Below are 19,475 nucleotides of genomic sequence, written 5' to 3'. Positions count from 1 at the left end.
AGGGCTAAATGTTGGTGGAAGGATAAGGCGCGGTGATGCGTAGGGTGTGACAACGCGCAGCTTGTCCACCAGAAATGGTCATGCAAGTAAGTTGTGTGTCGCAAATGGCGGACAGAAAAGCGCTGTCCGCCCTACAGGATGAAACCGTCTGCGTAGGGTGTGACAACGCGCAGCTTGTCCACCAAAGGTCTCACGCGGATTGACTATTCAGCCTTTGGTTGAAGGCGGTGTCGGCAGGGTTTTCTGGCGCAAGATATAGACAGTCACACAGACCGCGCTGGTCAGCATAAACAGTCGGGCCCAGAACATGGGCACCAGATAGCAAGACACACCAATACTCAACCACATCAGGCTTATCGAGTAGATTTTAGCTTTGCGCGGAATGCCTTCACCATCGAGGTAATCACGGATCCACGGGCCTAACTTTGGATGATCGACCAACCAATGGTAGAAGCGCTCGGAGCTGCGCATGAAACAGGCGGCAGCAAGCAGGAGAAAGGGTGTGGTGGGTAGAACAGGCAAGAATATGCCAATCACCCCGAGCGCTACGCTGAGCCAGCCTATGGCCAGCAGGGCGTAGCGTACTGCGGGGTTGTGTTTGATCTTACCCGTCATACGGACGGCTGGGGATCAGTGCTGGCGCGGTTTGAGCAGCGCTGGCTTTTCCTCAGGAGCATTGCACAGAAGAAACAGCGCAGTCAGCAGTTCAGGAATTTGCTCGACCATGCTGTCTACTAAATCGCGGTCATCGGCGATTTCGTCAAACTCAGGCTGCTCATCAAACAAGCCGGAGCCGACCATGATCGGTAGCAGCAATTCGCTGACTTCATCTTCTGAATCTTCGAACCAGACTGACTCACGCAGGAACACGCCTTCCATAAAGCCGATACACCAGCCGCGCAGATCAGAGTCGTCCGGGTCTTCACCCAAGTCCAGCTCGCAAGGCATTTCAGGATCATCATCACTCGCCAGCTGGCGGGCGATGTGGGCTTTGAGCAGCACCAGCGTGGCTTCGATTTCATCGCGCTCGGCGTCGCTACGGTAGTGCGGGGCTTCAGAGAACAGGGCGTCGATCCACTCGCGCTCAGGCACCTGTTCCGTACAGATCGACAGGGCGGTGAGGTAGCCGTGGGCGGCGACGTAGTCCAGGGCTTCTTCGTGCAACTCATCAGCATCGAGGAAGGCTTGCAGGCGGGACAGTTGCTCGGCAAAGGACATCGTAGGGCTACCTTGAAGAAGTAAACGAGGCTGGATTCTAGTCTAGACAGCGCGCAGCGGCCATAGCTCAAGTTTAACCCATGCATAAACGGTTGCAGGGTTGGCGTGGGTTATTAGATCGTTTATTTGATCAGGATCATTGATATAGCGCGGTAATAAGCCAGAAAAGCACTGCTGGCATGCACTTTTGACCAATATCGTCAGGTTAACTTTCGACAAATTACAGATGCGAAATTTTCTGAGTCGAGCACGTGCGTATAATGCCGATCTCGATTTGGAGACCTTTCATGCAAGACCCGGCACAACGCATCCTTAAAGACATCTTTGGCTATGACAGTTTTCGCGGCCGTCAGGGCGCGATTATTCAACGTGTAGCCAGCGGTGGTGATGCCCTGGTGCTGATGCCAACCGGCGGCGGCAAGTCGTTGTGCTTTCAGGTGCCTGCATTGATGCGTGAAGGGTTGGCGGTGGTGGTCTCGCCGCTTATCGCCTTGATGGACGATCAGGTCGCAACTCTTGATGAACTCGGGGTCGCTGCGGTCGCATTGAACTCAACCTTGAGCAGCGACGCGCAGCGTGACATTGCTGACCGGATTCGTCGCGGTGAGGTCAAAATGCTTTATCTGGCGCCTGAGCGCTTGGTTCAGCCGCGCATGCTGGCCTTTCTCCAGCGCTTGGATATTGCCCTGTTCGCCATTGATGAGGCGCATTGCGTCTCGCAGTGGGGGCATGACTTCCGTCCGGAGTACTTGCAACTGGGGCAACTGGCCGAGTTTTTCCCGCAGGTGCCGCGTATCGCCCTGACGGCGACGGCAGATATGCGCACCCGTGAAGAAATTATCAACCGCCTGCACTTGCAGGATGCGGAACGGTTTTTGTCGAGCTTTGACCGGCCAAATATCTTTTACCGGATTGTGCCTAAAGAGCAGCCACGCAAACAGCTGCTGGGTTTCCTGGCTGCACGTAAAGGCGATGCGGGCATCGTCTATTGCTTGTCGCGTAAGAAAGTCGATGAAGTTGCGGCGTTTCTCAGCGCCCAAGGTTTTCCGGCATTGCCTTACCATGCAGGCTTGCCCAGCGAGTTGCGCGCCTACCATCAAAAACGCTTCCTTAATGAAGAAGGCTTGATCATGGTCGCAACCATCGCTTTCGGCATGGGCATCGACAAACCTAACGTACGCTTTGTCGCACATCTGGATTTACCCAAATCACTGGAAGCCTACTACCAGGAAACCGGTCGGGCAGGACGTGATGGTTTACCCGCCGATGCATGGATGGCTTACGGTCTGCAGGATGTTTTGCTGCTCAAGCAAATGCTCAATAACTCCGACGGAGATGAACGCCACAAGCGGGTCGAGCAACACAAGCTCGACGCTATGCTGTCACTGTGCGAAGAGACGCGTTGTCGGCGGCAGGTGTTGCTTGGCTATTTTGATGAGGTCCTCGAAAAGCCCTGTGGCCACTGTGACAACTGCATCGACGGCGTACAAACCTGGGACGCCACAGAGCCGGCGCGTCAGGCGTTGTCGGCTATTTACCGCAGCGGTCAGCGTTACGGCGTTGGTCACCTGGTTGATGTGTTACTGGGACGTGATAATGAAAAAGTGCGCAGCCTGGGGCATCAACATCTATCAGTGTTTGGTGTTGGCAAGGATCGGGCTGAAAGTGACTGGCGCACCTTGTTCCGCCAATTGGTTGCGCGCGGTCTAGCTGACGTCGATCTGGAGGGTTTTGGAGGCTTGCGCCTGTCCGATAGCTGCCGACCACTCTTGCGCGGCGAAGTGCAGCTGCAGCTTCGACGAGACCTTAAACCCCAGCAAAGCGCCAAGGCATCAAGCAGCGCCGCCAGTCAGCTTGTGCGAGGCGAGGAGCGCGAGATGTGGGAGGCGCTGCGCACTCTGCGGCGCAAGTTGGCAGAGGAGCATGCGGTTCCGCCTTACGTCATTTTTCCCGATGCAACCTTGCTTGAAATGCTTCGTAGTCAGCCTGGCAGCTTGAGCGAAATGGCGCAGGTCAGTGGTGTCGGCGCGCGCAAACTTGAGCGTTACGGCAGTGCCTTTTTAGATGTACTTGGCGGCAAGGCCGAAGCGCCGCGGGTGGTCAGCGACATGCGCCATGAGTTAGTCAGCTTGGCGCGCGCAGGAATGACTCCAGAACAGATCGCCAACCAACTGCAATGCGGCACCAAAAGTGTTTACGGCATGCTTGCAGAAGCGATCAGTCGTCAGCAGTTATCGCTTGATCAAGCTCTGGATATACCAGAAGAGCTGCTCGGCGAGGTGCAGGACGCATTTCTCGATGGCGAAGGCGAACTGCCAGCGGTGACTGAAGTCAGCCCATTGTTCAGCGGACGGATCGAAGAAGGCGTGTTGCACTGCGTGCGTGCTGCGCTGCACGCTGAGTTCGAGGGTGGAGTTGAGTAGCCTCAAGGCGACATTTGTGTACTGGAATCCACATTTTGGAACATCTTGTAAGCCATTGGCAGATATCAAACTTGCTCTGCTGTTGGGGTTATGATTAGCTTACTAATAATTAGTTTTTCATACTTATAAGAGTCGTTCCATCATGTCGTTATCTGATCAACATCGTTTCGCTATGCAAATTGCACAAATGTCCCGCGCCTGGCGCGCCGAGCTGGACCGGCGGTTAGTCGGTCTGGGACTTTCTCAGGCACGCTGGCTGGTGCTGCTGCACTTGGCCCGTTTTGCTGAGCTGCCGACGCAGCGTGAACTCGCACAAAGCGTTGGTGTTGAAGGTCCGACATTGGCACGTTTGCTTGATAGCCTTGAAGCGCAAGGCTTGGTCAGTCGTCAGGCCGTGCCTGAAGATCGTCGCGCCAAGAAAATTGCCCTTAGCCCGCAAGCTGAGCCTTTGATCAAGAAAATCGAAGCGATTTCTACTGAGTTGCGCCAAGAGCTCTTTGCCGGAATCGACGAAGAGGAATTGAACCGCTGCCAGCAGGTCCACGCCAAAATTCTTAGCAACCTGGAGCGGCGTTAAGCCCTTCACTTAAAACCATTCAGCAGTGCTGAGCAACTCGCCCACGCCTGTGTGTTGCTCTCGCTGATTGGTACTTTCGTTCTATCAAAACTGTGAAGCAGTTCAATTTAATCTGCCGAGCCGATTATTCTCTCCTAATCTTGCATCGATAGTGGCTATTTGCCTTAAGTGTGCTCGGCAGCCTGTAGGCTGCGCGTTTGCACAATGGCTATACTGTTGCAGCAGCCGGGTTGCACAAGGAACGTAACTCCCGATCAATGATCTACAGCTACAGGCAGATTCATCGCACGGCAGTCTGTGACGATGAATACTGAGTTGTTAAGCGTCAGGGGAGAATCCATGTCACGAGTTCGTCAGGTATTAATTGGGTTAGTCTCTAGCTCGGCGCTTTATTCCAGCTTTGCACCTGCGCTTGGACTCGGTGAAATCACCTTGCGCTCAGCCTTGAATCAACCCCTAGAAGCGGATATCCAACTGCTGCAAGTGGGGGATCTGGGTGAAAATGAAATCAAGGTAAAACTGGCCTCTGCGGATATATTCAATCGCTCTGGAGTTGAGCGTTTTGCCTTTCTCAATGATCTGAGATTTACGCCGCTGCTGGGTAACGGTCGCAATATTGTTCGGGTTACCTCGAACCAAGCCGTGCGCGAGCCATACCTGAACTTTATTGTCGAAATCTCGCGGCCAAACGGCCAACTGTTGCGTGAGTACACGGTGTTGCTTGACCCACCAACAACTCCAGCTTACGGCTCTGCTTCGCCCGCGCCAAGCGGCCAGTACAGCGCCCCTGCAACCACTTCAACTGCAACTCGCGCATCCGCGCGCCCACAAGGTTATGTGCCTCAGGCATCGAGCGTGACGCCAGCGACTGCGCTTGGCCAAACCCATCAGGTGCGCAGTGGCGAGAGCATGTGGCAGATCGCATCTGAATTGCGCAAGCAAGGCAGCCCCGCATCGCAGCAGTCCTTGATTAATGATATCTACGCCCTGAATCCGCAGGCGTTTGCCAATGGTGATATCAATCGACTTAAAGCTGGGGTTGATTTGCGTCTGCCGGACAGCGCTATTGGCGCATCGGCTAGCAACACAGATCCAGCGCCGGTTAGTGAGCCTGAAGAATCGACAAGCGCAGCCACTGCCGCCGATAGCCGCCCAACGGATGCTGCTGTAAGTGCAAATCAACAAGATACCTCCGGGCAGGCTGAAAGCTTGGCGCAAATCCAACGGCGTCTGGACCTTGAGCTGGCTAGCCAGACCAACGAGAGTCTGCGACTGCAGCAGCGCTTCGCCGAACTGCAAGAACAGGTTGAGGCTTTGCAAGCTCAAGTCGATGCCAAGGATCAGCAGTTGGCTCAATTGCACTCACAAGTAGACGCAGGCCCAGCGTTACAAGCTCAGGGTAGCGAACAGCCTCAAGTCATTACGCCCGTGCCGGTCGAAGAGATTGAGCAGCCAACCAACTGGATGAACTACCTGTATGGCGTTCTCGCGTTGTTGTTGGCTGGGTTATTGGTGCTGTTGTGGCGCTCCAAGCGTGAGCAGCCTGCGCCGCAAGAGGCACCGGCTGGTGTCGTGGCCAGTAACAAACTGGCAGAGCCAGAGCCATCAGAGCCGCTGTTTCAGTCTGTCTCGACCAGCCGGCCAGCGCTCGCTATTGCGTCAACCCGTCAGGCAACAGCGGTCGATGCTGTGGAGGGCGCAAATATTTACATCACTTATGGCCGTTATCCTGAGGCGGTAAGCGCGTTGCGCAAGGCATTGCTGGTTCATCCGGAGCGTCACGATATTCGCTTTCGCTTACTGGAAGTTCTGGCATTGCAGGGTGATGCACAAAGCTTTCAGGTTGAGGAGCGCGCTCTGCGCCAGAGCACATTTGCGTCTGAGCGCATTGACCAACTGAATGCGCGTTATCCGCAACTGCTGGACCACACTGACTCCGAGCTTGATTTCGATGCCTTGGAGCTGGATGAACTGCCTGAGACGAAACCCGCGCAGAACACAGCAGATGACTATCAACTTAATCTTGATGATTTGTCTTTGGACGCGGATTGGGATTTGGTTAGCCCATTTCCGCCAAAATCCAAGGCCAAACCGCTCAAGCCTGAGCGCGTTGATGATATAGGCACCAACTTGCGTGATCTACCAAGCCTCGAAGAGCTGTCACATGACGATGACGAGTTCGCCACATTGACAGCAGAAAACAACGCGGCGCTGGAAGCCTGGTTTGAGGATGAGCCGAAGAGATCCCTGGCCAATGTCAATGATCTGGCTCACCTCGACAGCAACGCCAGTAATGTGACCAAACTCAATCAAGCTCTCGCCTACATCGAGCAAGGCAGCATCGAAAGTGCCTGCGACATTCTCAATGAAGTACTCAACGATGGTGATGACAAGCAAAAGCAGGAGGCCCGTGAGCTGCTGGCTAAGATTGCTTGAGTCGGGTAGCCACAACTGTGCATGATGCAGTTAAGGCCCACCTCCGAGAGGCTGGGCCTTTATTACAGATCAAACCGGCTGACACCGGTTACTATGGGCTACCCGTGACAGTTGAGAACGACTATGCCTAGCGCTAAACCCGAAATTACCATCACATACTGCACGCAGTGTCAGTGGTTGCTCCGCTCCGCTTGGCTGGCCCAGGAACTGCTTTCAACCTTCGCCGATGATCTGGCTAAAGTAACCCTTGAGCCTTCGACGGGTGGCGTGTTCAAGATTGTCTGCAATGGCGTGCAAATCTGGGAGCGCAAGGCCGACGGCGGTTTTCCCGAGGCCAAGGTGCTCAAGCAGCGGGTACGCGATCAGTTTGATCCGCAGCGCGATCTCGGCCACAACGATGATCGCAAGATCCACTGAAGTTTTTCAGTATTGGAAACGCTGCTTACTTAGCCTGCCGCGCGGACACAACGATTGCCAAGATGATCAGGGTGCCGCCAGCAAGCATGCGCAAGGTTGGCTGTTCGCTGAACAGCCACCACGCAAACGCGATACCGTAGACCGGCTCCAAGGCAAATATCACCGCAGCGGTACGCGCTTTTATCACGCGTAGGCTGGCTACGAATAAGCTGTGCGCAAGGCCCGTGCAGAACACCCCCAGCAACGCCAGCCAGAACCAATTGATCAGGCTGATTTCGGGCAGGTGCTGCCAGGCCATTGGCATAAACACCAGCATGACTGTCAGGTTTTGGCAAAGTGCTGCCTTTACCGGGTCCAGGCCTTGGGTGCTGGCGCGGTTGAGTAGCGATAACAGCGCAAACAAAAAGCCGGATAACACTGCCCAGAGCAGGCCAACGTTGGCATCACTGCTGAGGTTAAAATCGGGTGTCACCAGAACCAAGCCAAGGCATACCACGCCAACCATCAGGTACTCGATCCTACGGGTGCGCTCACGAAACAACACACCTTCGAGAATGACGGTGAAGGCCGGGAAACTGGCAAAACCAAGGGTTGCGATGGCCACGCCTGAAACCTTCACCGATTCAAAGAAGGTGATCCAATGGCTACCCAGTAATAGTCCGCCAAGTGCTAATAAACCCAGTTGGCGAGCGCTCGGACGTCGCCCGCGTGATTGGCTCGACAGTTGCGCAAACAAGGCCAGTGCCAGTACCGCAAATACAGCCCTGCCAGCTGAAATATTCAGCGGTGTGGTGGTGGCTAGCTTGCCAAAAATACCTGAAAGGCCGAAGAGCAGGGCGCCCAGGTGAATGGCGAGTAACGCTTTACGTTCGGTCATGCCAGACGCGCACCGTTGGCGACGGGTTTGTCGAAGCTTGCCAGCACCACCTTGTTATCGTCGTCGTAAACACCGGTGACTAATACTTCTGAGCGAACCCCAGCGATGCGTTTAGCTGCGAAATTACACACGCACAGTACCTGGCGGCCGATGAGATCCTCAACTTGATAATGAGCAGTGATTTGTGCACTTGAGGTTTTGATTCCGAGTTCGCCCAGGTCAACTTCGAGCCTATATGCAGGCTTATTTGCCTTGGGGTTCGGTGCCGCTGCAACAATGCTGCCGACGCGCAATTCAATTCGTTCAAAGTCCTGCCATTCAATCTGCTGCATAACGCCTCCGTACTTCTCATTCGCGCCATTCTAGATGGGCGTCTGGCAGACGTCTGTCGCAGAAATATCGTTTTTTATCGCGCTACTGTTGCGCCGCGCGAATTGAGCGCGGTGTACAGCCAAAGTAACGCGACAACGCAGCAGTGAAAGCGCTTTGTGATGAGTAGCCAACACGCGCAGCAATTTCACCGACAGCAAGGTTGCTGCTTAAAAGCATCTGACGGGCCAATTCGAGACGTTGATTGCGCACGTACTCCATGGGGGTCTGGTCGGTTTCAACCAAGAAACGGCTGTGAAAGTGTGCAGTTGAGAGCCCGGCCAAACGCGCAAGATCCGCCACTTGCAGTGGGTGCGCTGCATGCTCATGGATATACCGGTCGATTGCATGCAAGGGCAAGCGGGGTTCGCTTGAATGCTGGCAAGATTGCTCACTTACAAGGCTTGCAAGCAATAATGCCGCGCCTTGCTCGGCAATCACCGGGTCGTTGATCGGACTGGCTGCCAGCCAACCAACCAGTTGCCCTTGTGCGGTGTTAAGCGACAACGCTTGGCTGCTGTCGATCAGTCGTAGGCTCGCGTCAGCATGTGTGCCCAGCCGTTCTTTGAGCCATTGTTCAGAGGGTATATCCAGCACCAGACAATCACTGCCCGCGGGGCTGCCACAGGCATGTTGGGTTGCCGCAGGGACTACCGCCGCACAATGTCGAGTCACCCGGCTACCGACGCCCGCCACTTCGAATTCGAGCTGGCCATTGAGGCCGAACACCAATTGCGAGTGATCGTGACTGTGGCTCAACAGATCATGGCTGTAGTGACGCAGTGAAAGTAGCGGATGCATATCAATAGCTCCCTTTTAGGTCGAGCAATAGTATCAGCAGAAGCAACATGCCAGCAGAACCAACATATCGGCAGGCGCGTCAGTGTACGACAGTGTGTTTGTCATTGAATTGAAGTGATAGCGTCATATTGCGTTCACCGGCCTCACGCAAGCTCAATAAAACTCTGCCTGAGGTTGCCGCAATGACAAGTGCACAGTTGATCAAGCCAAGCCAGAAGCAACGAGTCAGGACCTTATGGATCTCTGACGTCCACTTGGGTACACGTGATTGTCAGGCAGAACATCTGTCAGCCTTCCTCAAGCGTTATCAGGCTGACAAAGTGTATCTGGTTGGCGACATTATCGACGGTTGGAAGCTGCGTAGCGGTGTCTACTGGCCGCAGTCACATAGCAACGTCATTCGGCGGTTGTTGACCATGAGCAAGCGTGGTACGGAAGTGATCTATGTCACCGGCAACCATGACGAGTTTCTACGCCGTTATTCAAAACTGATTCTTGGCAATATTCATCTGGTCGACGAAGCAGAGCATGTCACTGTCGATGGTCGTCGGTTGCTGGTGATTCACGGCGATCAGTTCGACGTCATCACGCGTTATCACCGCTGGTTGGCATTTCTTGGCGACTCAGCTTACGAGTTCACCCTGACGCTGAACCGATGGTTGAATCACTGGCGCAGGCGTTATGGCTACGGTTACTGGTCGCTGTCAGCCTACCTCAAGCACAAAGTGAAGAGCGCTGTTAACTTCATCAGTGACTTCGAACAGGCAATCACCCATGAGTGTGCAAAGCGCGGCTTTAACGGCGTGGTTTGCGGACACATTCACCATGCGGAAATTCGTCCGATGGGCGACGTCGAGTACATGAACTGCGGCGATTGGGTTGAGTCATGCACTGCATTGATCGAACACCTTGATGGGCACATCGAGCTGTATCGTTTGGCCGATGAGCAACTGCGTCAGGCGCAGCAGCTTGCCGATAAGTCGCCAGCTGTTGAGCCGGTTGCATGAGAATACTGATCGTCAGCGATGCGTGGACGCCACAGGTTAACGGCGTGGTGACCAGCCTGCAGGCGTTGATTGGTGAACTGCATAGCATGGGGCATCAGGTAAAGCTTTTATCGCCAGCCGATTTCCGTTCGATCCCATGCCCGACATATCCAGAAATTCCGTTGGTTTGGAATACCTGGCGAGTCGGTTCTGTGATCAAGGCTTTCCAGCCTGACTGCGTGCACTTGGCCACAGAAGGACCGCTTGGTTGGGCGGCGAGAGGCTGGCTGAAAAAGCGCAATCTGGCTTTTTCCAGTGCGATTCACACACGGTTTCCTGAGTACGTCAGTGCACGCTGTGCCTGGATACCGTTGAGCTGGGGCTATGCCTATTTACGTCATTTTCACCGAGCCAGTCAGGCGGTTTTGGTCACCACTGAGCATTTGCGCAACGAGTTCTCGGTATGGGGGTTGCAGCGTTTGAAACTCTGGCGCAAAGGGGTCAACTGCCAGTTGTTTAAACCAAAAGCTGTTGAGCTTGATGCTCAGTCTGGGCCTGTATTTCTCTACGTTGGTCGCCTTGCTCCGGAGAAAAATCTAGAAGCCTTTCTCGATTTGGATTTGCCCGGTATCAAGCGGGTTGTGGGCGACGGGCCGCAACGCGAAGCCTTGCAGCAGCAATATCCGCAGGTTGAATTCTTGGGCTATCAGCACGGTCAAGCTCTGACTGAGGCGTATCAACAGGCAAGTGTGCTGGTATTCCCCTCGCTAACCGACACCTATGGTTTGGTCATGCTCGAAGCACTGGCTTGCGGCACGCCGGTTGCTGCGTTTGCGGTGCGGGGGCCGCTGGATGTGCTGCAACAGGGCATCACCGGCTATATGCATGATGACCTTGGTAAAGCGTGCATAGAGGCGCTGGGCTTGAGTCGTGAGCGCTGCGCTGCTGAGGCCGCCAAGCAATCGTGGAAGGTTTCAGCGCAAGAGTTTTTGGCTGAACAACCTTTACTTGATGGTGAGTTGTGCGCGCCCCAACAGTTGCTGACTTAACCGCTACCTAAGCGATGGTGGGTGGCTTGACCCAGCAGAACACTTTAAAATTGCTAGGAATTGGCGGTGCTGCCCGTTACAGGATCACCTTGTCGCGCAGTTCCTTGGCAGCCTGTTGCAGGGCCTGAATCACGCGTTCCTTATCGAAATTCTGAATGCCGTTGGTGTCCAGATACATGGAGAAGCCGGGCAGCTCATGTTCGACATAACTTGAGGTTGAGCCAAGGTCGCGACGGAAGTCGACTACTTGGTAAATCTGCACCGGGCGAGTGAAACCCTTGACGTTGATCTGGCCTTTATCGCGGCACATGATGACGTCTTTGACCAGTGAGTAGGTCTCGTGAGAAATCAGGATTTCGCCTGATTCCGCCGCGCTCTCCAGGCGGCTGGCAAGGTTTACGTCGCGTCCGATTATGGTGTAGTCCATTCGCGTGTCTGCGCCGAAGTTACCGACGGTGCAGTAGCCCGTATTGAGGCCCATACGAATTTCGAGGGGTTTGGTGATGCCTTGAGCACGCCATTGCTGGCGCAGCACTTTCATGTGTTTGCGCATGGCGATGGCCATTGAAACGGCTGCAACGGCGTCTTTCTTCGCGCCTTTGCTGGCTGGGTCGCCAAAGAACACCATGACACTGTCACCAATGAATTTGTCGATGGTGCCGCCGTATTTCAAGCATATCTTCGACATTTCATTGAGGTAGGTGTTGAGAAGGTCAGTCAGTGCTTCTGCCTCGAGCTCTTCAGAGAGTTCGGTGAAACCTTTGATATCGGAGAAAAACACCGTGAGCTTTTTGCGTTGAGTCCCTAGCCGCACGGTTTTTTTACCGCTGAAAATCGACTCCCAGACTTGCGGAGACAGGTATTTGGCTAGGTTGCGCGCTAGCCGCGCAGCTTTTTCTTGTTCGCGCCGGATATCACTGCGCACCTGAGCCAGGTGCAAACCTTGTTGGTGGACAAAGTAGGCGGTAATGGTGATGTAGAACGTGGTGAACAGGATGGACACCAAAGACACGAGTGTCGGGGTTTGGCCAGCGAAGTTCGGGCCAACCAACGCAGATAATGCCAAGGTGCTGATCAGCGTGGTGACCAGCGCCAGCGCCATATTGCGTAAGCCACCGACCACCAGCGAGCTAAACAACAGTGTCAGCAGGCTCATCAGGCTCAGGACTGGAGAGAAATTCAGCAGAACGGCCAGGCAGCCGCAGTGTATTGAGTCGACAATCATCAAGCCTTGAGTGGCTTTTTCGGGATAGTCTCGCTTGTAGCGTTGGCTGAGTTGATGCGCTAAATGCGGATAAAGCAGGGCGTAAGGAACAATCCACAAAATGCTGTATTCGAAATACTGTGCGTACGTCCCCGCTGCAATACTGGCTGCGACAGAAATGTAGGCCAGAATCCGCGAGTAATACTCCCGCATGAGTGGTGCCGGCAACACACGGGCCTGATTAGCGGTGCGAACAGTCATGGTACGGCGATGATCCCTGATGTTGGAACGCCTCTAGGTGGGCGTTAAATTGACCAGAAGCTAGGATATAGACCTCGGCCAAACAGGGATCATAACTAAGCATCGCTTACCCGCCAAGCGGCAATGACGAATGCATCATTTTGGCGGATTACCGGTTGTCAAAGCGCTTCTTCAGGCGCTTTTCTTAACATCACGGTAAATGGAGCTTTTAGGCTGAGCGAATACCCGCCGTAACATCGGTTCAAAAAATGCGAGCGGTAACGTCTCGTACTCGGGGTCAAAGGCCGAGGCGTCATACTTGGCGCAGAAATCGATCGTCGCCTGGTACTGCGGATGGTCTTTGAATTGCTCACGCAAATGACGATCCATGCCCAAGTGATGAAAGAAGTAGTAACCCTGAAATATTGCGTGTTTTTCGACTATCCAATGATTTTCGGCACTGACAAAAGGCTTGAGCATGGCCGCCGCAATGTCGGCATGGTTGTAACTGCCCAATGTGTCACCAATATCATGCAACAGGGCGCAAACTACATACTCTTCGTCGCGGCCATCTCTGTGCGCGCGAGTTGCGGTTTGTAGTGAATGGGTCAGGCGGTCAACAGGAAAACCGCCAAAGTCGCCGTCCAGCAGTTTCAGGTGGGTGATAATGCGATCAGGTAGTTGATCGGCAAAGGCGCGGAAGTCTTTGGCGATAATTGCCCAGTCATCTTCAGTACCGTTTTCCATATGGGTGAAACGCGCTTGCATATTCATTAGCTGAGCCCCTACTAAAATTTAATGCGGCCGGTGCAGACATCTTTGAACATCACCCAGTCACCCATTAATGAGTACAACGGGTACTTGAAAGTAGCCGGGCGATTCTTTTCGAACACGAAGTGACCAACCCAGGCAAAGCCGTACCCCACCAATGGGATTGCCAGTAACCACAGCCACTGTTTGCTGAGTAAGCTGTAAGCCAGAATCAATAGAATCAGTGTACTACCCGCATAGTGCAGGCGGCGGCAGGTGGGATTGCTGTGTTCTTGCAGGTAATAAGGGTAGAACTCGGCAAAGGAGTGAAAGCGTTCAGTCGTTTGGGCAGTCATGATGTGCCTCCTGTTTTTATTTTACTCAGGCTCACTAATACATGGATTCTAGGCTGCGTGTGGCTATTAACCAGTGACATTAAGTGCCACATTAGTATCCTTACCCGCCATTGCATTCCGCCTTGGTATGTCGGTATACAGTTAGCCTGTTGGATTCATAAAACAAGAAACCGCAATGAGTGAACGGACAACATCATCGAATTGGGCTTTAGGTATCGTTCAGGCACTGGAAATGGGCGGGGTGGACTGTCGTTCGATTTTCCCCGAACTAGGCCTTGATTACGCCTCGCTGGAAGACCCTGAAGCGCGATTCCCCCAAGATGGTATGACTCGGCTATGGACGCGTGCCGTCGAACTATCAGGCAATCCGGCGATTGGCTTGAACATGGCTAAAGTCGTGCGTCCAGCCTCGTTCCATGTGGTTGGCTATGCATTGATGTCGAGCAGCTCACTGAAAGAAGGTCTGGCGCGGCTGGTTCGTTACCAGAGAATCATTGCCGAAGGCGCAGACTTGAGCTTCAGGCCAACCCCTGATGGTTATGAGCTCATGTTGGCGATTCATGGCGATCGTCTGCCGCCAGCACGACAGAGCGCAGAGGCGTCGCTGGCCTATGCATTGGCTTTTTGCCGCTGGATGACCGGTAAGCTGATACGCCCCCGCAGGATTCTTTTACAAGGTGATCCGCCTGCGGATATCGAACCGTTTCAGCAGGTGTTTCAAGCGCCGCTGGAATTCAATGCCAGCCATTATGCGTTGCTCTTTGAGCGAGCCGACATGGAGATGCCGTTGCCCACTGCCAACCCGTCGCTGGCGCAATTGCATGATCGTTTTGCCGGTGAGTTTCTGGCGCGGTTTTCAGAAAGCCGGGTGACTCATCAGGCACGCCAGGTGATTTGCAGATTGCTGCCCCAGGGCGAGCCGAAGCGGGAGGTTGTCGCGCAAACCTTGCACATGTCGCAACGTACTCTGCAGCGTCGTTTACAGGAGGAGGGCACCAGCTTTCAGCAGCTACTTGACGATACCCGCTGCGAACTTTCGCAACAGTACCTTGCGCAGCCGAACCTGACCCTGCTGGAGATTTCTTATCTATTGGGGTTTGCTGACCCGAGTAACTTCTTTCGGGCCTTTCGCCGCTGGTTTGAGCTAACCCCCAGCGAATACCGGGCTCGCATCTAACCCCGCCATCAACCGACGCAAATACCCGGAAAATTCACCGTTGTCCGGTGGACACGCTTTGCGTGTCACACCCTACGTAGGGAGGACAACGCCTTTTTGTCCGCCATTGCCGTGGGGTGTTTGCCAGATGTATCTGGACAAGCTTCGCGTTGTTCTGGCGCTTAATGGCGCCAGAACAAAGGCATCAGCACTACCATCACCGTGAGGATTTCCAGGCGGCCAAGTAACATGCTGCAGGTCAGAATCCACTTGGCTGCATCCGGCAGGCTGGAGAAATTGCCGGCAGGACCAATGATCGGTCCCATGCCTGGGCCGACGCCGGAGACAGTACTGGCCGCGCCGCTAAGCGAGGTGATCCAGTCCAGTCCACACAGGCTCAAACCCAGCGCCATCACCGCGATGGTGGTGGTGAAGAAGAACGAGAAGGTCAGGATCGAGCGAACGATGTCTTCATCAAGACGGTGTTGATTGTATTGCTGTTTGATCACTGCGCGGGGGTGAACCAACTGTTTAAGGTTGGCCTTGAGCAAAATATAGGCGACCTGGAAGCGGAAGATCTTCAGGCCGCCAGCAGTTGATCCCGAACAGCCGCCGATGAAGCCCAGATAAAAAAACAGCATTCCAGCAAAGCCGCCCCAGAGCGTGTAGTCGCCCAATGCGAAGCCTGTTGTGGAGATAATCGAGGTGGTGTTGACCGCCACGTGACGTACAGCTTCCAGCCAGTGCAAGTCAGTGGTCAGCGCATACCAAGTGCCGAGGATGATCCAGGTGCTGAGCAAAATCCCCAGAAAACCGCGAACCTGCTGGTCGTAATACAGCGCACGAAAATTGCCGCGTAGGGTTGCGACATAGAGTACGAATGGCAGGCTGCCGAGAATCATCAGCAACACAGTCACCCAGTGCACGGCTGGTTGTTGCCAGTGGCCAATCGAGCTGTCCGAGGTAGAGAAACCGCCTGTGGCGATGGCTGACATTGTGTGGTTGATTGCATCAAACCAGCCCATGCCCGCCAGCCACAGCGCCGTAACGCCGAAAATACTCAGGCCAACATAGGCGGCCACCATGTATTTGGCGACCATATGCGAGCGCGGCATGATCTTGTCGGAGCGGTCGGATGACTCGGTCTGGAACAGGCGCATGCCACCAATTCGCAGCATCGGCAAAATGGCGACCGCCATGGCAATAAACCCGACACCGCCCAGCCAGTGCAGCAATGAGCGCCAAATCAGGATACCCGGCGACATGTCGTCCAGGCCATTCAGTACGGTCGCACCGGTGGCGGTAATCCCCGACATGCTTTCAAACAGCGAGTCGGTGATGCTCATGTGTTGACTGAAAATAAACGGCAGCGTGGCAAACAGGCAAACCATTACCCAACTCGAAACCGTCAGCATGTACATGTCACGTGGACGCAGTTGCGAGGCCTGCTGGCGGTTGCGGCCTTGGGCAATGAGGGTTAACCCGCTAAGGAAGGTGATCAGGCTGGACCATAAGAACGAATTGATTTCGTGAGGCCGCTCAAATACCAGCAAGGTGATGACAGGCACCAGCATGCTCACCGACAGAGTGACCAGAAACACGCCGTTGATGAAAGCGAGAATGCGCACTGTCGATTTAGACATCCAGTTCAGCCTTTGCGCGCAACATAGATTTCATCTTGAAACCGGCTTCCATGTGGTTGGTTTTTTGTACTTTAGTCTGCTGATATCAGTGGCGCCAAAATGAGCGAGTGACCAATACCAATACGGTCAGAATTTCCAGTCGGCCAAGCAGCATGCCCAAGGTCAATAACCATTTGGCAGCGTCAGGCAGGCTGGCGAAGTTCCCCGCCGGGCCAATAATAGGGCCTAAGCCCGGACCAACGTTACAAACAGCCGTTGCTGCTCCGGTAAGGGCGGTAATCCAATCAAGCCCCAGCAGCGCCAAGCCCAATGCAATAACGCCAATGGTGATGGTGAAAAAGAAAGAAAATGTAATCAGCGAGCGAACGATATCTTCGTCGAGGTTGTGGTTGTTGTACTGTTGCTTGATCACCGCGCGAGGGTGTACCAGTTGCTGTAAGTTGGCGCGCAGCAGTACATATGCGACCTGAAAACGGAAGATTTTCAATCCGCCAGCGGTTGAGCCCGAGCAGCCGCCGATAAACGTCAGGTAGAAGAACAGCATCACTGCGAAACTGCCCCACAGTGTGTAGTCGCCTAAGGCGAAGCCAGACGTGGTAACCACTGACGTCACGTTAACCGCAACGATGCGCACAGCGTCCAGCCAGTTGTAATCCGAATTGATCCACAGCCAAGTGCCGAATACCAGCCAGGTTATAACCAGAAAGCCAAGGAAACCGTGAACCTGATGGTCTCGAACCAGTGCGTGACGGTTGCCTCGAACGCTAGCAACGTACAGGGTGAAGGGCAGGCTACCTGAAATCATCATCACTACAGCAACCCAATGCACCGCGGGTTGATCCCAATGGGCGAGCGATGAGTCGGAAGTTGAATAACCACCTGTTGAAATTGAGGTCATCGCATGGTTGATCGCCTCAAATGGCGTCATGCCGGCCAGCCAGTAGCTGACAAAGCCAATCAGTGTCAGGCCCAGATAGACGATAAGGATGGATTTGGCAGCCATATGCGAGCGCGGCATGACTTTCTCCCCCCAGTCCGATGACTCGGTCTGGAACAGGCGCATACCACCGACTCTCAGCAGCGGCAGAATCGCAACCGCCATACCAATAAAGCCGATGCCACCAAGCCATTGCAGCATCGAGCGCCAGATCAGCAGGCCAGGAGATGCAGTGTCGAGCCCGCTGAGGACGGTTGAACCGGTGGTGGTGATGCCCGACATGGTTTCAAAAAATGCATCGGTGTAGCTGATGTGATGGATTTGCACCATTGGCAATGCAGCAAATATGCACACCACCAGCCAACTGCCAGTGGTCAGCAGGTACATGTCACGCGGGCGCAACTGAGCGTTTTCAGGGCGGCCGGGTATAACCAGCGCCATACCTGCAACAGCGGTAATCAGGCTTGACCAGAGGAATGGGTCAAGGTCTTCGGTACGTCCGTATACCAGAAGCGTCAGCAGAGGAATCATCATGCTGAGCGCCAGAGTCAATAAAAAGATACCGAGGATGAAACCAATTATTCGTAGTGTCGCCAAGGCCATAGAGGGGGCTCAAGTGGAGGACAGATGGAAAGTCGCAAAGGGCGCCATTCTACTCGCGAGAAGAAAGCTGTACACCAACAATCAGGGAACCACTGAAAAAGGTAGCGAGCGACGGGAGTACAAGGCGAAAAGCTGCGAAATGGCGCAGTTTAGTTGTTCTAAATGAGCATTTTGAGCAGCTTTTCAACGCAGTAATACCTAGCGCAGTAGTTTTTCAGAGTTTCCTTAACTTTGCTTTACAACGCCTTCCGTAAGCATAGAATAGCCGCCAGGTGCCGGCCCTTGCCGGTTTCTGAGTCCTTATAATCATGTCTGAAACTAATCCGTGTTTAACGTGTGGCGCTTGCTGCGCGTATTTTCGTGTGTCTTTCTTTTGGGGCGAGTGCCAATCTGCTGGCGGCACGGTGCCGGATGATCAAGTTGTATTGATTACTCCGCAACGTGTTGCCATGCGTGGCACCGAGCATAAACCAGCACGCTGCAATGCATTGTTGGGGAATGTGGGAGAAGGGGTGCGTTGTACATTATATGAACAACGCTCCAGCCCATGCCGTGAGTTTGAGGCATCCTGGGCGAATGGTGAACACAACGCGCGTTGTGATGATGCGCGCAAGGCCTACGGCTTGCCGCCGCTGACACCGCCTGTACAGCCGAGTGTGTCGCCGGACCGAGTTGCTTAAAGAGAGTCCAGATCACGAAATAAAAATACGCCCAGTGGCTTGCCGCTGGGCGTATTTTTTTGTCCTGCCAGAACTTGAACAGTAGGTTCTAATGCGCGCGGGGTGTAGATAATTTGTTTCAGGTTTTCCCCACAGGCTTTCTTGTAAGCTCTAAAATTCAGCTTCATGTTCTGCGAGAGGTGATCGATGGACGCGCTAGATGCACTTATAAACCGAGTTTCTGTACCGCGCTTGAGCGAGCCTGCTCCTGATGCGGCGCAGCGTGAGGTGTTGTTTCGTGCTGCATTGCGAGCCCCGGATCACGGGCAACTAAGACCTTGGCGGTTTTTGACGGTTGAGGGGGATGCACGCAAGCAACTCGGGGAGCTGTTTGCTGAGGCGTTATCGGCTTCAGGCACGCAGCCCAGCGTTGAAGCGCTGAATAAGGCCCATGCGATGCCTTTGCGGGCGCCCATGATGGTCGTGGTAATTGCCAGTATCAAGGAGTCGCCGAAAGTGCCCGCGCAAGAGCAAATTATCGCTGCATCCTGCGCGGCGCATAGCATTTTGCTGGCGGCGCATGCTCAAGGAATTGGCGCTGTATGGCGTACCGGCGATATGGCAACCAATGCGCATGTGGCCGCAGGCTTGGGCTTGTCGGCCAACGAGCAGGTTGTGGCTTATCTGTATCTGGGCACACCAGAACGTGAGTTGCGTACACCGCCGACACTCAATATTGACGACTTTGTCAGCGCCTGGTCGCGTTAAATCCTC

General features: G+C 54.2%; 20 protein-coding genes. 10 read left to right on the top strand and 10 right to left on the bottom strand.

The genetic code is table 11. The features are described 5' to 3' along the window. Positions 1–207: 207 nt before the first annotated feature. Entirely contained in the window at positions 208–615 is a 408-nt protein-coding gene (locus tag ACN0UH_RS13440) for a YbaN family protein (RefSeq protein ID WP_417662520.1), read from the bottom strand. Positions 616–630: 15 nt separating this feature from the next. Continuing rightward, positions 631–1,218, bottom strand: a complete 588-nt coding sequence (locus ACN0UH_RS13435; protein ID WP_417662519.1) for a UPF0149 family protein — start codon at positions 1,216–1,218, stop codon at positions 631–633. Positions 1,219–1,505: 287 nt separating this feature from the next. On the opposite strand from ACN0UH_RS13435, the gene recQ reads away from it, so the two are divergent. The 4 genes from recQ (at position 1,506) to ACN0UH_RS13415 (ending at position 7,071) form a co-directional block, all read left to right on the top strand. Next, on the top strand, positions 1,506–3,641 hold the full coding sequence (gene recQ / locus ACN0UH_RS13430) for a DNA helicase RecQ (RefSeq protein ID WP_417662518.1): 2,136 nt from the start codon (positions 1,506–1,508) through the stop codon (positions 3,639–3,641). A 142-nt stretch (positions 3,642–3,783) separates the two neighbouring features. Then, a complete protein-coding gene (locus tag ACN0UH_RS13425) occupies positions 3,784–4,218 on the top strand; it encodes a MarR family transcriptional regulator (protein ID WP_417662517.1) in 435 nt (144 codons plus the stop codon). Positions 4,219–4,557: 339 nt separating this feature from the next. Continuing rightward, positions 4,558–6,654: a FimV/HubP family polar landmark protein gene (locus ACN0UH_RS13420; protein WP_417662516.1), complete on the top strand. Its 2,097-nt coding sequence runs from the start codon at positions 4,558–4,560 to the stop codon at positions 6,652–6,654. Positions 6,655–6,777: 123 nt separating this feature from the next. Next, positions 6,778–7,071 (top strand): SelT/SelW/SelH family protein, encoded by a 294-nt coding sequence (locus ACN0UH_RS13415; RefSeq protein WP_087516405.1) that lies wholly within the window; start codon positions 6,778–6,780, stop codon positions 7,069–7,071. 25 nt (positions 7,072–7,096) lie between these two features. On the opposite strand, the gene ACN0UH_RS13410 is transcribed toward ACN0UH_RS13415, so the two are convergent. The 3 genes from ACN0UH_RS13410 to ACN0UH_RS13400 form a co-directional block, all read right to left on the bottom strand. Continuing rightward, positions 7,097–7,948, bottom strand: a complete 852-nt coding sequence (locus ACN0UH_RS13410) for a DMT family transporter (RefSeq protein ID WP_417662515.1) — start codon at positions 7,946–7,948, stop codon at positions 7,097–7,099. Continuing rightward, complete coding sequence (locus ACN0UH_RS13405; protein WP_417662514.1) at positions 7,945–8,280, bottom strand: tRNA-binding protein; 336 nt, start codon at positions 8,278–8,280, stop codon at positions 7,945–7,947. The genes ACN0UH_RS13410 and ACN0UH_RS13405 overlap by 4 nt, the downstream gene beginning before the upstream one ends. A gap of 82 nt (positions 8,281–8,362) precedes the next feature. After that, a complete protein-coding gene (locus ACN0UH_RS13400) occupies positions 8,363–9,118 on the bottom strand; it encodes an AraC family transcriptional regulator (protein ID WP_417662513.1) in 756 nt (251 codons plus the stop codon). A gap of 182 nt (positions 9,119–9,300) precedes the next feature. Between ACN0UH_RS13400 and ACN0UH_RS13395 the strand changes: the two genes are divergently transcribed. Beyond that, complete coding sequence (locus ACN0UH_RS13395; RefSeq protein WP_417662512.1) at positions 9,301–10,125, top strand: UDP-2,3-diacylglucosamine diphosphatase; 825 nt, start codon at positions 9,301–9,303, stop codon at positions 10,123–10,125. Further along, positions 10,122–11,153 carry a glycosyltransferase family 4 protein gene (locus ACN0UH_RS13390; protein WP_417662511.1) on the top strand — a complete coding sequence of 344 codons (1,032 nt, stop codon included), beginning with the start codon at positions 10,122–10,124 and terminating at the stop codon, positions 11,151–11,153. Before ACN0UH_RS13395 ends, ACN0UH_RS13390 begins: the two co-directional genes overlap by 4 nt. 76 nt (positions 11,154–11,229) lie before the next feature. Here ACN0UH_RS13390 and ACN0UH_RS13385 read toward each other — a convergent pair whose 3' ends face one another. The 3 genes from ACN0UH_RS13385 to ACN0UH_RS13375 all read right to left on the bottom strand — a co-directional run bounded on the left by ACN0UH_RS13385 (position 11,230) and on the right by ACN0UH_RS13375 (position 13,703). Beyond that, positions 11,230–12,618, bottom strand: a complete 1,389-nt coding sequence (locus ACN0UH_RS13385; protein WP_417662510.1) for an adenylate/guanylate cyclase domain-containing protein — start codon at positions 12,616–12,618, stop codon at positions 11,230–11,232. 171 nt (positions 12,619–12,789) lie between these two features. Continuing rightward, positions 12,790–13,371: an HD domain-containing protein gene (locus ACN0UH_RS13380; RefSeq protein ID WP_417662509.1), complete on the bottom strand. Its 582-nt coding sequence runs from the start codon at positions 13,369–13,371 to the stop codon at positions 12,790–12,792. 14 nt (positions 13,372–13,385) lie between these two features. After that, positions 13,386–13,703: an Mpo1-like protein gene (locus tag ACN0UH_RS13375; RefSeq protein WP_417662508.1), complete on the bottom strand. Its 318-nt coding sequence runs from the start codon at positions 13,701–13,703 to the stop codon at positions 13,386–13,388. A gap of 175 nt (positions 13,704–13,878) precedes the next feature. Here ACN0UH_RS13375 and ACN0UH_RS13370 point away from each other — a divergent pair, with 175 nt between their 5' ends. Continuing rightward, positions 13,879–14,880: an AraC family transcriptional regulator gene (locus tag ACN0UH_RS13370; RefSeq protein ID WP_417662507.1), complete on the top strand. Its 1,002-nt coding sequence runs from the start codon at positions 13,879–13,881 to the stop codon at positions 14,878–14,880. A 161-nt stretch (positions 14,881–15,041) separates the two neighbouring features. Here the strand turns inward: ACN0UH_RS13370 and ACN0UH_RS13365 are convergent, their stop codons facing one another. Continuing rightward, positions 15,042–16,502, bottom strand: a complete 1,461-nt coding sequence (locus ACN0UH_RS13365; RefSeq protein ID WP_417662506.1) for a TrkH family potassium uptake protein — start codon at positions 16,500–16,502, stop codon at positions 15,042–15,044. An 85-nt stretch (positions 16,503–16,587) separates the two neighbouring features. Next, positions 16,588–18,042 (bottom strand): TrkH family potassium uptake protein, encoded by a 1,455-nt coding sequence (locus ACN0UH_RS13360; RefSeq protein WP_417662505.1) that lies wholly within the window; start codon positions 18,040–18,042, stop codon positions 16,588–16,590. Between ACN0UH_RS13360 and ACN0UH_RS13355 the strand changes: the two genes are divergently transcribed. The 3 genes from ACN0UH_RS13355 to ACN0UH_RS13345 all read left to right on the top strand — a co-directional run bounded on the left by ACN0UH_RS13355 (position 17,972) and on the right by ACN0UH_RS13345 (position 19,469). Next, the gene (locus ACN0UH_RS13355) at positions 17,972–18,208 is read left to right on the top strand and encodes a hypothetical protein (protein ID WP_417662628.1); all 237 of its coding nucleotides are present in this window, start codon (positions 17,972–17,974) and stop codon (positions 18,206–18,208) included. The genes ACN0UH_RS13360 and ACN0UH_RS13355 overlap by 71 nt on opposite strands. A 142-nt stretch (positions 18,209–18,350) precedes the next feature. Beyond that, on the top strand, positions 18,351–18,722 hold the full coding sequence (locus tag ACN0UH_RS13350; protein ID WP_417662504.1) for a YkgJ family cysteine cluster protein: 372 nt from the start codon (positions 18,351–18,353) through the stop codon (positions 18,720–18,722). Between the two features lie 186 nt (positions 18,723–18,908). Further along, positions 18,909–19,469, top strand: coding sequence for a nitroreductase (locus ACN0UH_RS13345; protein WP_417662503.1), 561 nt, complete (start codon positions 18,909–18,911; stop codon positions 19,467–19,469). Positions 19,470–19,475 lie beyond the last annotated feature (6 nt).

The organism is Pseudomonas sp., assembly GCF_048265905.1.
In the GTDB taxonomy this organism is placed as follows: Bacteria; Pseudomonadota; Gammaproteobacteria; order Pseudomonadales; family Pseudomonadaceae; genus Aquipseudomonas.
Note: the sequence above shows the minus strand (reverse complement) of the source record. Positions and strands in the feature narration are given on the sequence as shown.

Bases quoted from the DNA above. Each gene is read 5' to 3' on its own strand.
- ACN0UH_RS13440 (WP_417662520.1), bottom strand. From the start codon at position 615: ATGACGGGTAAGATCAAACACAACCCCGCAGTACGCTACGCCCTGCTG.
- ACN0UH_RS13435 (WP_417662519.1), bottom strand. From the start codon at position 1,218: ATGTCCTTTGCCGAGCAACTGTCCCGCCTGCAAGCCTTCCTCGATGCT.
- recQ (WP_417662518.1), top strand. From the start codon at position 1,506: ATGCAAGACCCGGCACAACGCATCCTTAAAGACATCTTTGGCTATGAC.
- ACN0UH_RS13425 (WP_417662517.1), top strand. From the start codon at position 3,784: ATGTCGTTATCTGATCAACATCGTTTCGCTATGCAAATTGCACAAATG.
- ACN0UH_RS13420 (WP_417662516.1), top strand. From the start codon at position 4,558: ATGTCACGAGTTCGTCAGGTATTAATTGGGTTAGTCTCTAGCTCGGCG.
- ACN0UH_RS13415 (WP_087516405.1), top strand. From the start codon at position 6,778: ATGCCTAGCGCTAAACCCGAAATTACCATCACATACTGCACGCAGTGT.
- ACN0UH_RS13410 (WP_417662515.1), bottom strand. From the start codon at position 7,948: ATGACCGAACGTAAAGCGTTACTCGCCATTCACCTGGGCGCCCTGCTC.
- ACN0UH_RS13405 (WP_417662514.1), bottom strand. From the start codon at position 8,280: ATGCAGCAGATTGAATGGCAGGACTTTGAACGAATTGAATTGCGCGTC.
- ACN0UH_RS13400 (WP_417662513.1), bottom strand. From the start codon at position 9,118: ATGCATCCGCTACTTTCACTGCGTCACTACAGCCATGATCTGTTGAGC.
- ACN0UH_RS13395 (WP_417662512.1), top strand. From the start codon at position 9,301: ATGACAAGTGCACAGTTGATCAAGCCAAGCCAGAAGCAACGAGTCAGG.
- ACN0UH_RS13390 (WP_417662511.1), top strand. From the start codon at position 10,122: ATGAGAATACTGATCGTCAGCGATGCGTGGACGCCACAGGTTAACGGC.
- ACN0UH_RS13385 (WP_417662510.1), bottom strand. From the start codon at position 12,618: ATGACTGTTCGCACCGCTAATCAGGCCCGTGTGTTGCCGGCACCACTC.
- ACN0UH_RS13380 (WP_417662509.1), bottom strand. From the start codon at position 13,371: ATGAATATGCAAGCGCGTTTCACCCATATGGAAAACGGTACTGAAGAT.
- ACN0UH_RS13375 (WP_417662508.1), bottom strand. From the start codon at position 13,703: ATGACTGCCCAAACGACTGAACGCTTTCACTCCTTTGCCGAGTTCTAC.
- ACN0UH_RS13370 (WP_417662507.1), top strand. From the start codon at position 13,879: ATGAGTGAACGGACAACATCATCGAATTGGGCTTTAGGTATCGTTCAG.
- ACN0UH_RS13365 (WP_417662506.1), bottom strand. From the start codon at position 16,502: ATGTCTAAATCGACAGTGCGCATTCTCGCTTTCATCAACGGCGTGTTT.
- ACN0UH_RS13355 (WP_417662628.1), top strand. From the start codon at position 17,972: ATGCTGAGCGCCAGAGTCAATAAAAAGATACCGAGGATGAAACCAATT.
- ACN0UH_RS13360 (WP_417662505.1), bottom strand. From the start codon at position 18,042: ATGGCCTTGGCGACACTACGAATAATTGGTTTCATCCTCGGTATCTTT.
- ACN0UH_RS13350 (WP_417662504.1), top strand. From the start codon at position 18,351: ATGTCTGAAACTAATCCGTGTTTAACGTGTGGCGCTTGCTGCGCGTAT.
- ACN0UH_RS13345 (WP_417662503.1), top strand. From the start codon at position 18,909: ATGGACGCGCTAGATGCACTTATAAACCGAGTTTCTGTACCGCGCTTG.